The 14,250-nt window shown below is 69.1% G+C and carries 12 protein-coding genes and 1 tRNA gene; 3 read left to right on the top strand and 10 right to left on the bottom strand.

Features of this window, described 5'->3' with window-relative positions; all coding sequences use genetic code 11:
* Positions 1-58: 58 nt before the first annotated feature.
* The 8 genes from WNM05_RS09565 to hpnC form a co-directional block, all read right to left on the bottom strand.
* Positions 59-241: a zf-HC2 domain-containing protein gene (locus tag WNM05_RS09565; protein ID WP_434634483.1), complete on the bottom strand. Its 183-nt coding sequence runs from the start codon at positions 239-241 to the stop codon at positions 59-61.
* Positions 238-798, bottom strand: a complete 561-nt coding sequence (locus WNM05_RS09560) for a sigma-70 family RNA polymerase sigma factor (protein ID WP_434634482.1) — start codon at positions 796-798, stop codon at positions 238-240. Before WNM05_RS09560 ends, WNM05_RS09565 begins: the two co-directional genes overlap by 4 nt.
* Positions 799-802: 4 nt before the next feature.
* A complete protein-coding gene (gene radA, locus WNM05_RS09555) occupies positions 803-2,164 on the bottom strand; it encodes a DNA repair protein RadA (RefSeq protein ID WP_434634480.1) in 1,362 nt (453 codons plus the stop codon).
* A gap of 83 nt (positions 2,165-2,247) precedes the next feature.
* The gene (locus WNM05_RS09550; protein WP_434634478.1) at positions 2,248-2,805 is read right to left on the bottom strand and encodes a hypothetical protein; all 558 of its coding nucleotides are present in this window, start codon (positions 2,803-2,805) and stop codon (positions 2,248-2,250) included.
* Positions 2,806-2,824: 19 nt separating this feature from the next.
* Complete coding sequence (locus tag WNM05_RS09545; RefSeq protein ID WP_434634475.1) at positions 2,825-3,586, bottom strand: SDR family oxidoreductase; 762 nt, start codon at positions 3,584-3,586, stop codon at positions 2,825-2,827.
* Positions 3,583-4,857, bottom strand: coding sequence for a hydroxysqualene dehydroxylase HpnE (gene hpnE / locus WNM05_RS09540; protein ID WP_434634474.1), 1,275 nt, complete (start codon positions 4,855-4,857; stop codon positions 3,583-3,585). Before hpnE ends, WNM05_RS09545 begins: the two co-directional genes overlap by 4 nt.
* Positions 4,854-5,699 carry a presqualene diphosphate synthase HpnD gene (gene hpnD / locus WNM05_RS09535; protein ID WP_434634472.1) on the bottom strand — a complete coding sequence of 282 codons (846 nt, stop codon included), beginning with the start codon at positions 5,697-5,699 and terminating at the stop codon, positions 4,854-4,856. The genes hpnE and hpnD overlap by 4 nt, the downstream gene beginning before the upstream one ends.
* Before the next feature lie 68 nt (positions 5,700-5,767).
* A complete protein-coding gene (hpnC, locus tag WNM05_RS09530) occupies positions 5,768-6,580 on the bottom strand; it encodes a squalene synthase HpnC (protein ID WP_434634470.1) in 813 nt (270 codons plus the stop codon).
* Between the two features lie 219 nt (positions 6,581-6,799).
* On the opposite strand from hpnC, the gene WNM05_RS09525 reads away from it, so the two are divergent.
* The 3 genes from WNM05_RS09525 to WNM05_RS09515 all read left to right on the top strand — a co-directional run bounded on the left by WNM05_RS09525 (position 6,800) and on the right by WNM05_RS09515 (position 12,801).
* Positions 6,800-6,875 (top strand) — tRNA-Ala (locus tag WNM05_RS09525).
* Between the two features lie 163 nt (positions 6,876-7,038).
* Positions 7,039-11,856 (top strand): PAS domain S-box protein, encoded by a 4,818-nt coding sequence (locus WNM05_RS09520; RefSeq protein WP_434634468.1) that lies wholly within the window; start codon positions 7,039-7,041, stop codon positions 11,854-11,856.
* Positions 11,857-12,801 carry a diguanylate cyclase domain-containing protein gene (locus WNM05_RS09515; RefSeq protein ID WP_434634467.1) on the top strand — a complete coding sequence of 315 codons (945 nt, stop codon included), beginning with the start codon at positions 11,857-11,859 and terminating at the stop codon, positions 12,799-12,801.
* Here the strand turns inward: WNM05_RS09515 and WNM05_RS09510 are convergent.
* Positions 12,798-13,562, bottom strand: a complete 765-nt coding sequence (locus WNM05_RS09510; RefSeq protein WP_434634465.1) for an amino acid ABC transporter ATP-binding protein — start codon at positions 13,560-13,562, stop codon at positions 12,798-12,800. The two genes, WNM05_RS09515 and WNM05_RS09510, sit on opposite strands and share 4 nt — an antisense overlap.
* Positions 13,559-14,245 (bottom strand): amino acid ABC transporter permease, encoded by a 687-nt coding sequence (locus WNM05_RS09505; RefSeq protein WP_434634464.1) that lies wholly within the window; start codon positions 14,243-14,245, stop codon positions 13,559-13,561. Before WNM05_RS09505 ends, WNM05_RS09510 begins: the two co-directional genes overlap by 4 nt.
* Positions 14,246-14,250 lie beyond the last annotated feature (5 nt).

Here is a 14,250-nt window from a genome sequence, read left to right as displayed (position 1 = left end):
CCTTTGTAGATTGACGAGCCGGCGCGAAGCCGGCTCTTTTTTTACCGGAACGGCGGCCTCAATCGGCCCCGTCTCCGGCGCGGCGCGCCGCCTGCCGCAGCAGGTCCAGCTGCCGCGAAAACTGCCGGCAGTTGCCGCACAACAGCAAATGCATTCTGAGCCTCAGATGCTCGGCCACGGTCAGCGGCCGGTCCAGCCCGGCCGATATCAGCCGGCTGGCCGCGCGGCAACTCAACCTCATCGCTCGTCCTCCCGACTCCAGCGTATCGAAAAACATTCGCGCAGACTCATCCGCGCCCGGTACAGCAGCACCGAACAGTTGGTCGCGCTGATCTCCAGATTGTTACAGATGTCGGCGATCTCCATGCCCATCACCTCACGCATCGCGAACACCATCGCGGTGCGGCGCGGCATCACCTTCGAACATTCTTCGAACACCTGCCAGAACTGCTTGGAAACCAGTTGCGACTCCGGCCCGCTCCACGCGCGCACCGTATCGCGCCAATGTCCGTCGTCGGTGAACAGACCGTCGAAGTCGCCGTCGTCGGCCTCGTCGTCCAGCGATTCGAACAGCTTCTCCCTGCCCTTGCGGCGCAGGGCGTCTATCAGTTTGAAGCGCAGTATCGACGTCAGCCAGGTGCGCAGCGTCGACTTGCCGGAAAAGCTGCCGCGCGATTCCAGCGCCGCCAGCAGCGTCTCCTGCACCGCCTCCTCGGCGGCGTCGCGCTCGCGCAATTGGGCCAGCGCGTAGCGCAACAGATACGGGCGTTCCTGCTCTATCGCCTGCGGATCGACCATGCCGCTACTCCCTGCAGAATTCCACCGCCTGATCGAGGCGGTCGACGGCCAACACCTTCAAGCCCTCGATCTCCTGCCGCGGCTTGTTGGCGCTAGGCACGATGGCGCGGGTGAAACCGAGCTTGGCGGCCTCCTTCAACCGTTCCTGGCCGCGCGTCACCGGACGCACCTCGCCGGCCAGGCCCACCTCGCCGAACACCACCAGCTTCTCCGGCAACGCCTTATTCCGCAGTGACGAAACCATGGCCAGGATGATGGCCAGGTCGGCAGCAGGCTCGTTGATCTTGACGCCGCCGACGGCGTTCAGGAACACGTCCTGGTCGAAACAGGCGACGCCGCCGTGGCGGTGCAGCACCGCCAGCAGCATCGCCAGGCGGTTCTGCTCCAGGCCGACGGTCAGCCGCTTCGGCTGGAAACCGTGGCAGTCGTCGACCAGCGCCTGGATTTCCACCAGCAGCGGCCGCGTGCCTTCCTGCGTCACCAGCACGCAGGAACCGGCGACATCATCGCGGTAAGAGGAAAGGAAGATGGCCGACGGATTGGACACGCCCTTCAGGCCGCGGTCCGTCATCGCGAACACGCCCAGCTCGTTGACGGCGCCGAAACGGTTCTTGATCGCGCGTATCATCCGGTAGCTGGAGTGGGAATCGCCCTCGAAATACAGCACGGTGTCCACCATGTGCTCGAGCACGCGCGGGCCGGCCAGCGAGCCCTCCTTGGTGACATGGCCGACCAGGAGCACGGTGATGCCGCTCTGCTTGGCCATCCGCGTCAGCTGCGCCGCGCACTCGCGCACCTGCGACACCGAGCCGGGCGCCGAGGTCACCTGCTCGGTGTACAGCGTCTGGATCGAGTCTATCACCACCACCTCGGGCTGCTCGCGCTTCAGCGTCTCCAGAATGTTCTCGATGCAGATCTCGGCCAACAGGTCGACGCTGCTGGTGTCGAGCGCCAGCCGGGACGCGCGCAGCGCGATCTGCTGCGCCGACTCCTCGCCGGACACGTAGAGCACCTTGCGGCTCCGGCCGATCTGCGACAAGGCCTGCAGCAGCAGCGTGGACTTGCCGATGCCGGGGTCGCCGCCTATCAGCACCACGGCGCCGCGGACGATGCCGCCGCCGAGCACGCGGTCCAGCTCGTCGATGCCGGACGGATCGCGCGGGGTCTCCTCGGTCTGCACCTCGGACAGCTTCTGCACCTTGGTGACGTTGGCCGCCCACGACTGGAAGCGCGGACCGGCGGCGGCCGGGGCGGCCACCGCCTCGACCAGGGTGTTCCAGGCGTTGCAATGCGGGCACTGGCCCTGCCACTTGGGCGACTGTCCGCCGCACTCGGTGCAGCTGAATACGGTTTTGTTCTTGGCCATCTGCGAATGGAAAGCTGGGATCTAAAGGCGCAAGGATAACAGGACGGCGCGCGCGGGGCAGCCCGGGGACAATCGGCCTACGCTCAGCCCGGCGGACGGCTGGCGTCGGTCTTGTTCAATTGATTGATGATGTTCAGCAGCCGGTTCTGGTCCGCCTCGCCCTTATTGCCCTGCGAATGCTTGCCGCCGCTGGCGTCCTTGCCGTCCTTGCCGCCGTTGCGTATCGCCGCCAGTACCGCCGCCACCTGCGGGTCGTTCTTCGCCGCCTGGTCGGCCTCGTCGCTGCTCAGCGGCTTGGGCTGGCCGTCGCCGCCGCCGGCCCCGGCCGGCGACGCCATCGCCGAGCTGGCGGGCCGGGCGCCGCCACCCGGCCCCGCGCTGGCGGCCTGCTTCTCCGGCGGCGGCTCCATCGTCTCCAGCTTGTTCTTGGCCATGTATTCGTTCATCTCGCGCCAGCCGGAGTAGATCGAGGCCTTGTCGGCGTCCGGGTTGCGCAGATAGCACGCCTCCAGCGAGCGGCCGGTCTGCCGGCAGGCGGCGCCGACCGCCTTGTCCGACTCCTTGCTCAGGCCGGTGACGCTGTTCACCCAGTTGCAGCCGCCCAGCGCCAGCATCGCCGCCAGCAACAGCAGTCTTTTCATGCTCGTCCCGCCTTTCTTGTCAGCTGCGCGGCTTGCGCAGGTCCAGTTCCACCACCTCGCCGCTGCGGCCGCGGCTGTCCGGCCCCAGCCAGTACAGCATGTGCGGCATCAGGTCGGCGAGGTCGCCGCGCTCGCTCTTGTCCTCGCCCGGATGGGTGCGGTTGCGCTGCGGCGAATTGACCGGCCCCGGCAGCAGCAGGTTGACGCGCAGATTCGGATGCATGTCCCATTCGCTGGCTGCCACCGCGGTCAGATAAGGCAGGCCGGCGTTGGAGGCGCCGAAGCCGCCCCAATAGGCTTTCGGATGCAGCGCGTGATGCTCGCCGACGAAGAGCACCGACGCGTCCGGCGCCTCCTTCAGCAGCGGCAGGCAGGCCCGGGTCAGCGCGAACGGCGCCACCGTATTGATCCGGTACTGGTTCATCCATTCTTCTATGGTCTGGTTGGAGAGCGGCGACAAGGCGTAGAAGTGCGAGGCGCAGTGCACGATGCCGTCCAGCCGGCCGAATTCGCGCTTGATCGTCATCGCCAGCGTGCCCAACTCGTTCTCTCCGGCGCTCAGCAGGTCCAGCGGCACCGCGGCGGGCTCCGGCGCGCCGGTGGCCGCTACTTCATCGTAGACCTTCTCCAGCCCCTTGACGCTGCGCGCCAGCAGCACCACCGCCGCGCCGTGGCGGGCCAAGGCCAGCGCCGTCTCGCGCCCTATCCCCTGGGTGGCGCCCGTCACCAGGATCACGCGCCCTGCCAGCGCGTCGCCGGCCCATTCTGTCTTCATCGTCATTGTCGCTCTATCCGCAAGTCCCGCATCACGGCCGCCGCCGCGGCCACGCCGCTGCGCACCGCCCCCTCCAGTGTCGCCGGGTAGTCGGGACAGGCCCAATCCCCGGCAAGGTAAATATGCCGCCACGGGCTTAGCGGTCCCGGCCTCTCCAGGCCGACCGCGCTGGCAAACGTGGCGCGCTTCTCGATTATCGTCTTGCTCTGCAACGGTTCGCCCAGGTGGGGCGCCAGCCGCCGCACGTCGCCCAGCACCCGCCGCGCCAGTTCGGCCGGCTCCGGCAGCTCGGCCGGCGCGCTGAGCACCGCCGCGACCAGCCCGGCCTCGCCGGCCAGCGCCTCGCGGTCGAACAGCCAGTCGGCCGCGCCGCCGCTGACGCCCATCATCGCCGCCGGCAGCCGCGGCGACGCGTCGAAACGCAGATAGACGGTGGCGATCGGCCAGTAGCGGTAGGCCGCCAGCTTCTCGCGCAATCCGGCGTCGTCGAGCAGGTCGGCCGCATGGTAGGGCGCCGTCGCCAGCACCACGGCGTCGTATTCGACGCCGTCCACCCGCGGCCGGCCGTCTCCGGACTCGAGTCGCCGCACGCGGCTGCCGCGATGGAGCGCCGCGCCGCGTTCGCCCAGCCAGCGCCAGGCCGGCTCGGGAAACAGCGCCGACAGGTCCGCCGCCGGCAGCAACAGATCGCTGTCGGCGCGCCCGGCGCCCAGGCTGTCGCGCAGCACGGTCGCCAGCACCTGCATCGACGCCTGTTCCGGCGGCGTGTTCAGCGCCGACAGCACCAGCGGCCGCCAGAAATCGCGGACCAGGGCATCGCCCTGCCCCCGCTCCACCAGCCAGTCCGCCACGCTGCAATCGCGCGGCAGCCGGTAGCCGGCGGCTTTCAGGCCGCCCAGCGCGCGCAGCAGGCCCAGCTTGTCGGACCAGGCCAGGCCGTCGGCGCTCAGCAGCCCGACCAGCAGATGCAGCGGCGCCGGCAGCCTCGGACAGCGCAGCTTGACGCCGCCGTCCCGCCACCATTGCAGCGGACGCCGCAGCAGCAGGCGGTCCGGATCGGCGCCGACCGTCCGCATCAGGCGCAGGCATTCTGCATAAGCGCCGAGCAGGATGTGCTGACCATTGTCAAACCTGTCGTCGCCGCGGCCGCTGCAGCGCGCCCGACCGCCCGGCTCGCGGCCGGCCTCGTAGACGGCGACGTCGGCGCGCCCGGCCAGCTCCACCGCCGCGGCCAGGCCGGCCCAGCCGGCGCCGACCACCGCCACGCGGGGCTTCACGGCCGGTAGCCGAAGGTCCAGGTTTTCCAGGCCAGCCACAGCTTGCGCACCGGCGTCAGCGACAGCCGCTGGTTCAAGACCTTGGCCGGCCCGTCCAGGCTGATCTCCTCCAGCGTGGCGCGATAGATCGCCGCCATCAGCAGGCCGGGCCGCTGCGCCTTGCGGTCGGCCGCCGGCAGCAGCTCCCAGGCCTTGCGGTAATATTCGTGCGCGCGTTCGATCTGGAATGTCATCAAGGCCTTGAAGGCCTCGCTTTCCTCGTAATGCAGGATGTCCATCGCCGGGCAGTTGAAGCGCTGCAGCTCGTCCATCGGCAGGTAGATGCGGTCGCGGCGCGCGTCCTCGCCGACGTCGCGGATGATATTGGTCAGCTGGAAGGCCACGCCCAATTCGTGCGCGTACTCCAGCGTCTTCTCGTCGCTGTAGCCGAAGACGCGCGCCGCCAGCGTGCCGACCACGCCTGCCACCCGGTGGCAGTACAGCAGCAGGTCCTGGAAACGCTGGTAGCGGACCATGCCCAGGTCCATCTCCATGCCGTCGACGACTTCCTCCAGCTCGGACTGCGGCAGGCCGAAAGCCTCCAGATGAGGCAGCAGCGCCCGCATCACAGGGTGGTCGGCCTCGCCGCGGTAGGCGCGCTGCACCTGGCCCCGCCACCAGGCCAGCTTGGCCTGGGCCACGCCCGGGTCCTGGCACTCGTCGACCGCGTCGTCGACCTCGCGGCAGAAGGCGTACAGCGCGGTGATCGCCCGCCGCCGCTCCTCCGGCAGAAAACGGAAGCTGTAGTAGAAACTGGAACCGCTGGCCGCGGCCTTGTCTTCGCAATACTGATCCGGCGTCACGCGCCTCTCCCCCAACTTGTCGACGGCCCGCCCCGCGAGCCGACTGCATTTCACGGCGTCGCGCCGGCTCACCTGGCCCGGCACGCCCGCCACATCATATAGACCCAATCGCCGGCGCCCAGCCTGGGCCGCTGCGCGAACACATCTCCGCCGGACGCGTGCAGCTTGTGCAAAATGCGCTCGCCGCCCATCACGATCAGCCGCAACTCCAGCCCCAGCCGGCCACTCAACGTCCTGCCCAGCGGCGCGCCGGCCTGCAGCATCTTGCGGGCGCGCTCCACCTGGTACAGCATCAGCGCGCGCCACTTGGCATCGACGCGGCCGTCGGCGATCTGCCGCTCCGACACGCCGAAGCGCGCCAGATCCTCCTGCGGCAGGTAGACCCTGCCCTTGCTCCAGTCCACCGCCACATCCTGCCAGAAATTGATCAGCTGCAAGGCGGTGCAGATGCCGTCGGCCTGCGCCAGGCTGCGCGCATCGGTTTCCCCGTACAAGGCCAGCATCAGCCGGCCGACCGGATTGGCCGAACGCCTGCAGTAGTCGACCAGTTCGCCGAAACTGTCGTAGCGCGTCTTGACCACATCCTGGCGGAAGGCCGACAACAGGTCGCGCATCGGCTGCAAGGGCAGGCCGTGCTCGGCGACGGCCGCCGCCAGCGGCCGCATCAGCGCTATCCTCGGCGGCTCGCCTGCCGCGATGCGGTCCAGATCGGCCTCCAGCCGGTCCAGCTCCGCCAGCCGGCTCGCGGCGTCGGCGTCGCCCTCGTCGGCCACATCGTCGGCGTAACGGGCGAAATGGTAGATGGCATGCACCGCGCGCCGCATCCTGCGCGGCAACAGCAGCGATCCCACCGGGAAGTTTTCGTAATGGCCAACCGACATCGGCGCCTTCCTGCATATCCGGACCGCCGATTATAACCGAGGCCCAGGCCGGCCACAGCGTCCTGTCCGCCGGCATCGCCATGCCCGGATGTCATCGACGCCCCCTCCATGCCCGCGCACAGGCGCGCTCTCGGCAATTTTCACTTTTCGCGGCACCGGGTATTTACAAGCCAAATCGATGCCCTTATACTGCGCCTCACTGTGAACGCAGCGTCAAGCGGGGGTATAGCTCAGCTGGGAGAGCGCTTGCATGGCATGCAAGAGGTCAGCGGTTCGATCCCGCTTACCTCCACCAAACGACCGCGTCACATTATTGGAAACAGCCCGCACACGCGGGCTTTTTTCGTTTCCAAACCATCCGTCATCGTCCCATCGTCGCCAAATCGCAACTATGATCAAACAGCCGGGCTCGCCAAGCGACCCGGAGCCCCGCGCCAACCGCTGCGACGAAACGAGCCATGACGAGAAAGCTTTCCCCCTATTCCGCCATCCGGTGGGCGGCGGGCACGCTGATCCTGGGCCTGCTCCTCACCGCGCTCTCCTGCCGACTGATGGAGAGCCGCAATACCGACATCCTGCGCCAGGCCGCCAGCCAGGCGGCCCAAGACGCGCTGACCGGCGTCACCGAGCGGCTCAACCGCTACCAGTACGGCCTGCGCGGCGCTCGCGGCGTCGTGGTCGCCGCCGGCGAGCGCGGCCCCGATCGCGCGGCCTTCCATCGCTACGGCCTGAGCCGCGACATCGAACGCGAGTTCCCCGGCACCCGAGGCTTCGGCTTCATCCGCCGCGTGCCCGCCGACGCGCTGGCCGGCTTCGTCGCCGACATCCGCGCCGGCGGCGACAAAGCCTTCGCCATCCAGCAGTTCCGGCCCTACCGGGGCGAACACGCGATCGTCCAGCTGATCGAGCCCCCAGCCAACGCCTCCGCCATCGGCCTGGACATCGCCTCCGACCCGGCCCGCCGCCGCGCCGCGCAGGAGGCGGTGGACAGCGGCGAGACGCGCCTGTCGGAGCCGATCACGCTGAAACAGTCCTCGGCCCGCCCCGGACAGGGTTTCCTGCTCCTGCTGCCCATCTACCGCGGCGTCCGCACGCCGGAAGGCGTGGAAGCGCGCCGCCGACTGGCGCTGGGCTGGAGCTACGCGCCGCTGCAGATAGACGAGGCGCTGAAGAAAGTCCCCTTCGCCCCCGGCAGCGGCTGGCTGGAGCTCAGCGACACCACCAATCCGGCCAGCCCCATCACCTTCTTCCGCACCCAGGCCCGGGCGCCGCATCCTTCGGCCGTCGCCATCCAGTCCGCCCCGATCTTCGGCCGCGTCTGGCAGCTGACCTTCCACGCCAGCCCGGCCTTCGCCGCCGGCCTGCGCCTGCCGTCGACCGACCTCGCCGCGCTGATAGGCGCCGTGTTCAGCCTGATCGGCGGGGCGCTGGCCTACGCCTGGCGCAGCAATGTGCTGTCGCGCCGCCGCCTGCAAGACACCCAGGAAAACCTGGCCGCCATCGTCGAAAGCTCGATAGACGCCATCATAGGCATGACGCTGGACGGCACCATCGTCAGCTGGAACAAGGGGGCGCAGGACATGTTCGGCTTCGCCTCCGCCGAAGCGGTCGGCCGGTCGCTGCCGAAGTTGATCGTGCCGGAGCAGCGACAAGCGGAGGAGGAGGCGCTGCTCGCCCGCATCGGCCGCGGCGAGCGCGTCGCACACTTCCAGACGCTGCGCCGCCACAAGGACGGCGCGCTGATGGACGCGGCGGTATCGCTGTCGCCGATCTACGACAATGACGGCAGGGCGGTCGGCATCTCGGCCACGCTGCGCGACATCACCCAGCAAAAGGCGATGGAGGAGCAGCTGCAGGCCTTGAACACCAGGCTGGAGGAGCAGGTGGAGGAACGCACCCGACAGCTGGAAAGCATGCGCCGCGACCTGCGCACGATGCTGGACGCCGTGCCGTCGATGATAGGCTACTGGGATCGCGACCTGGTCAACCACCTGGCCAACCGCGCCTACCACGACTGGTTCAGGCGCCCGCCGGACAGCCTGCCCGGCACGCCGCTCTCCAAACTGATGGACCCGGCCTCGCTGGCGACCAGCCTCCCCCACATCGAGGCCGCGCTGCGCGGCGAGGCGGTGCAGTTCGAGCGCACCCAGCCCGCCCCCGACGGCAGGATGCGCCACACGCTGGTCAACTACATGCCGGACATCGTCGACGGCGTCGTGCGCGGCTTCTATTCGGTGGTCCACGACGTCACCGAAATGGTGGAAAGCCGCATCCGGCTGGCCGCCGCGCTGCGCGAAAACGAGGCGCTGCTGCGCACCATCAACCAGCAGCTGCAATACTCGGTCACCGACGCCGACGGCCGCATCCTGGAAGTCAACGACCGCTTCTGCGAAGTCAGCGGCTACGCCCGCGAACACCTGCTCGGCCAGGACCACCGCCTGCTCTCCTCCGGCCAACACGACAGCGCCTTCTGGCAGGGACTGCGCGAAACGCTTCAGCACGGAGAGGCCTGGCACGGCGAGATCTGCAACCGCGCCCGCGACGGCAGCCTGCGCTGGTCCGACACCGTGATCGCGCCGCTGGCCGACGAGCACGGCGACATCGAGCGCATCATCGCCCTGCGCATAGACACCACCCGCCGCAAGCTGGCCGACGCCGAAATCCAGCGGCTGAACCTGCTGCTGTCCAATGTGCTGGCCGCCGCGTCCGAGGTCTCCATCATCGCCACCGACGCCAAGGGCCTGATCACCGTGTTCAACGCCGGCGCCGAGCGGATGCTGGGCTACACCCAGCAGGAGATGGTGGGCCTCTGCACGCCGGCCCGCTTCCACCTGGAGCAGGAAGTCGTCGCCCGCGGACGCGAACTGAGCGCGCAATACGGCGAGGAGGTCGCCGGCTTCAGGGTCTTCGTCCATCTGCCCGAAATCGCCGGCGCCGAAATCCGCGAATGGACCTATGTGCGCAAGGACGGCAGCCATGTCGCGGTCTCGCTGGCGGTGACCGCGATACGCGACGCAGCCGGCGCCATAGACGGCTACGTCGGCATCGCCGTCGACATCACCGAACGACGCCGCTCCGAGGCGCAAATGATGCAGGCCAAGCAGCAGGCCGAGCAGGCCAGCATGGCCAAGAGCCAGTTCCTGGCCAATATGAGCCACGAGATCCGCACGCCGCTGAACGCGGTGCTGGGCCTGCTGCAGCTGCTGCAGCACACCACGCTGGACCCGCGCCAGCTCGACTACGTCGCCAAGACCCAGACCGCCGCCAAATCGCTGCTTGGCCTGCTGAACGACATACTCGACTTCTCCAAGATCGAGGCCGGCAAGCTGCAGCTGGAATTGCACCCCTTCCTGCTGGACGGACTGCTGCGCGAGCTCGGCGTGATCCTGTCCGGCAGCCACGGCAAGAAAGAGGTGGAGACGGTATTCGAGATCGACCCGGCCCTGCCGACGGCGGTGGCCGGCGACCGGCTGCGCCTGCAGCAGATACTGATCAATCTGGCCGGCAACGCGATGAAATTCACCGAGCGAGGCCAGGTGGTGATCAGCGTCGGCCTGCGGCGACTCCGGGAGCAACGCGCGCTGCTGCGCTTCGCCGTCCGCGACACCGGCATAGGCATCAGCCCCGAACAGCAGCGTCGCATCTTCGAAGGCTTCACCCAGGCCGAGGCCTCCACGACCCGGCGCTTCGGCGGCACCGGCCTGGGTCTCGCGATCAGCCAGCGCCTGACCTCGCTGATGGGCGGCCGGCTGCAAGTGGAAAGCGAACCGGGACGCGGCAGCCGCTTCTGGTTCGATCTCGAAATGGACATCGCCGACGCCGCGCCGCTGGCCGAGCCGCCTCCGCTCGGTCCGGAACGGCTGCGCATCCTGGTGGTGGACGACAATCCGCTGATGGGCGAGGTGCTGGGCGGCACGATACGCGCGGCCGGCTGGCATGCCGACTACGCGGCCAGCGGCACCGCCGCGCTCAGCGCGGTCGTCGACGCCGCAGAGGCCGGCCGGCGTTACGACGTGGTGCTGATGGACTGGTACATGCCGGACATGGACGGCATCGACGCCGCCCGCCGTCTGCGTCAAGCCGTCGCCGAGCATCCCCCGGTGCTTATCATGGTCACCGCCTTCGGCCGCGAAGCACTGTCGGAACTGCTCGACCTCGACGACACGCCGTTCGCCGATTTCCTGAGCAAGCCGGTCACGCCCCAGCAACTGCTGGAAACCGTGGCGCGCAGTCTGCACGACGCGCCAACGCCGCCGCCGGCCGCGTCCGAACGGCGGCTGGCCGGCATGCGGCTGCTGCTGGTCGAGGACAATGCGCTGAACCGGCAGGTGGCGTCGGAGCTGCTGGCCATAGAGGGCGCGCGGGTGGACATGGCCGAAGCCGGACTGCAGGGCGTGGCCATGGCCACCGCCGCCGGCGCCCGCTTCGATGCGGTGATCATGGACATGCAGATGCCGGACATAGACGGCCTGGAGGCCACCCGCCGCATCCGCGACCATGGCGTCGGCCTGCCCATACTGGCGATGACGGCCAACGCCAGCCCCGCCGACCGGGACGCGTGCCTGGCCGCCGGGATGAACGACCACATCGGCAAACCGATAGACATCAACCAACTGGTGCCGAGGCTGCTCGCGCTGACCGGCCGGGCGGCGGACGCGCCCGCCGATGCCGGCGCCGAAACGCCGTCCGAACAGGACATCGAGCCGGAGGAGCGGGTGCTGCGGCGCTTCGGCCTCAGCCAGGAAGCGATGCACAAGGCGCTACGCCGTTTCGGCCCGGAAGCCGAACGGGTGCTGGAACAACTGGAACGGCAGCTGGACGACGGTGCGACGGCCGGCCTGGCCGCCACCTTCCATTCACTGAAAGGGATCGCGGCCACCGTCGGCGCCGCCGCGCTGGCTCGCCGCGCCGCAGAGCTGGAGCGACGCGCCAAAGCCGGTTCCGGCGCCGATGCCGGCGACTGGCGCGGGGCCGGCGCCGAACTCAGGCAGCTGACGCGCGACAGCATCGGCCGGCTGGCCGAACGGCTGCCCCCGCCGTCCGAGGACGCGCCGGTCGAGCCGCTGTCGCCGCAGCAATGGCGGGAGCGGCTGCATGCGATACTTCCGCTGCTGGAAAGCGGCAATCTGGCGGCGATAGACTTGGTGATGTCGCTGCCGCCGCAAGCGGCGGAACGCGTCCGGCCGCAGGTCGAAGACCTGGTCGAACAGGTGCAGTTGCTGCAATTCGCGCCGGCGGCCAGCATCGTCAAGCATCTGATCGAAAGCGAAGCGTAAATGGATCCACTGCCGACCGAGCCGACCGACGCCGCGACGCGGCCCAAGATTCTGGTGGTCGACGACCAGACCGCCAACATCCTGCTGGTGCGCGATCTGTTCAAGGACGATTACGAGATCTTCATGGCCCTGAACGGCGAGCAGGCGATAGAACAGTGCCAGGCCGTGATGCCGGACCTGATCCTGCTCGACCTGGTGATGCCCGGCATGGACGGTTTCGAGGTGTGCCGGCTATTGAAGGCCGATGTCCGCACCCGCGCCGTGCCCATCATCTTCGTGTCGGCGCAGCGCGAGGAGGCCGACGAGGCGCGCGGCTTCGAGCTCGGCGGCGTCGACTACATCGTCAAGCCGGTCAACCACACGATACTGCGCGCCCGGGTGCGCACGCATCTGGCGCTGAAGTTCCAGACCGACCTGCTCAGCGCCATCGCGCTGGTCGACGGCCTGACCGGCGTCGCCAACCGCCGCCGCTTCGACGAGGTGCTGCAGGCCGACTGGCTGCAATGCGCCAGGCTGCAGCAGCCGATCTCGCTGCTGATGCTCGATGTCGATCATTTCAAACGCTTCAACGACCACTACGGCCACCAGGCGGGCGACGATTGCCTGCGCCGCGTCGCGCAGGCGATCAGGCAATCGGCGCGGCGCCCCCACGACCTGACCGCGCGCTACGGCGGCGAAGAATTCGCCTGCGTCCTCCCCGACACCGACAGCGCCGGCGCCGTCGGCGTCGCGCACGCCGCGCTGGCGGCGATCCGGGAGCTGGCGATTCCCCACGCCGCCTCCGACGTCGCCGACGTGGTGACCACCAGCATAGGCGTCGCCACCGTCGTCGCCCGCCACGAGCTGACGCCGCAGGCGCTGATCGAGGAAGCCGACCGCCAGCTCTACCAGGCCAAGCGCCAGGGACGGGCCCGCGTCTGCGCCTCGTCGTCGGCGGAAGGCTAGAGCGAAACCGCGCGCGCGCCTGCGGTCAGCGTCGCCACGTATTCGGCGGTGCGCGCCTCGCGCGGCGCGCCGAAAATCTGCGCGGCCGGCCCCGCCTCCACCACCTTGCCGTGCTCCAGCAGCACCACGTCGCGCGCGACGCTGGCCGCCAGCCGCAGATCGTGCGTCGCCATCAGCATGGTGACGCCGTCTTCCGCCAGCCGGCGCAATACCGCCACCACCTCGGCCGCCAGCTCCGGATCCAGCGCCGACGTCGGCTCGTCGCACAGCAAGAGCCGCGGCGACGGCGCCAGCGCGCGGGCGATGGCCACCCGCTGCTGCTGGCCGCCGGACAGCGTGGACGGCCAGGCATCGGCCTTGTGCGCCATGCCCACCTTGTCCAGCAATTCGCGCGCCCTCGCCTCGGCCTCGTCCCGCGGCCAGCGCTGCACGGTCAACAGGCCTTCCATCACGTTCTGCAGCGCGGTCTGGTGCGGAAACAGCTGGAAGCTCTGGAACACCATGCCGGTGGCGCGGCGCACGCGCAGGATGGCCTCGCGCGGCAGACGGCGGCCGGGCGCGAAGCGCAGCGTCTCGCCGGCCAGCGACAGCTCGCCGGCATCCGGCGTCTCCAGCAGGTTGGCGCAACGCAGCAGCGTGCTCTTGCCGCTGCCGGACGGGCCGATCAGCGCGGTGACGCCGCCCTCGGCCAGCTCCAGGCTGACGCGGTCCAGCACCGTATGGCCGCCGAAGGATTTGACGATGTCGTTCAGCCGGATCATGCCGTCGCCCCCACAGGCGCCACATGGCGGTCGAAACGTTTTTCCAGCCGCTCCTGCAGCCAGGTCAGCACGGTGCTCAGCAATAGATAGATGAAGGCGGTCTCCAGATACAGCAACAGCGGTTCGTAAGTGGTCGCGGCGATGCGCTGGGCGGCCTGGAACATTTCCGGCACCGTCAGCACCGCCGCCAGCGAGGTGTCCTTGACCAGCGAGATGAAGGAATTGGCCAGCGGCGGCACCGCCACCCTGCCCGCCTGCGGCAGTATCGTGCGGCGCATCGCCTGCGACCAGCTCATGCCCAGCGAATACGCCGCCTCCCACTGTGCCTTCGGCACCGACGCGATCGCCGCCCGTATGACCTCCGAGGTATAGGCGCCCACGCTGAGCACGAAGCCGAGCAGCGCCGCCGGGAACGGATCGAACACGATGCCGACGCGCGGCAGGCCGTAGAAGATCACGAACAGCTGCACCAACAGCGGGGTGCCGCGCACCAGCCAGGAATAGCCGCGCACCAGCAGGACCAGCGGGCGCGGCCCGAACAGCCGGACCAGCGCCACGACGAGGCCCAGCGCCAGGCCGCCGGCGAAGGACAGCAGCGTCAGCGGCACCGTGAACATCATGCCGGCATACAGAAGCGACGGCAGCGAGTCCGCCATCAGTTGCAACCACGGGGGCATTGCCATTCCTC

Origin of the sequence: Chromobacterium sp. CV08 (assembly GCF_051129845.1) — a bacterium.
Lineage (GTDB): Bacteria > Pseudomonadota > Gammaproteobacteria > Burkholderiales > Chromobacteriaceae > Chromobacterium.
Note: the sequence above shows the minus strand (reverse complement) of the source record. Positions and strands in the feature narration are given on the sequence as shown.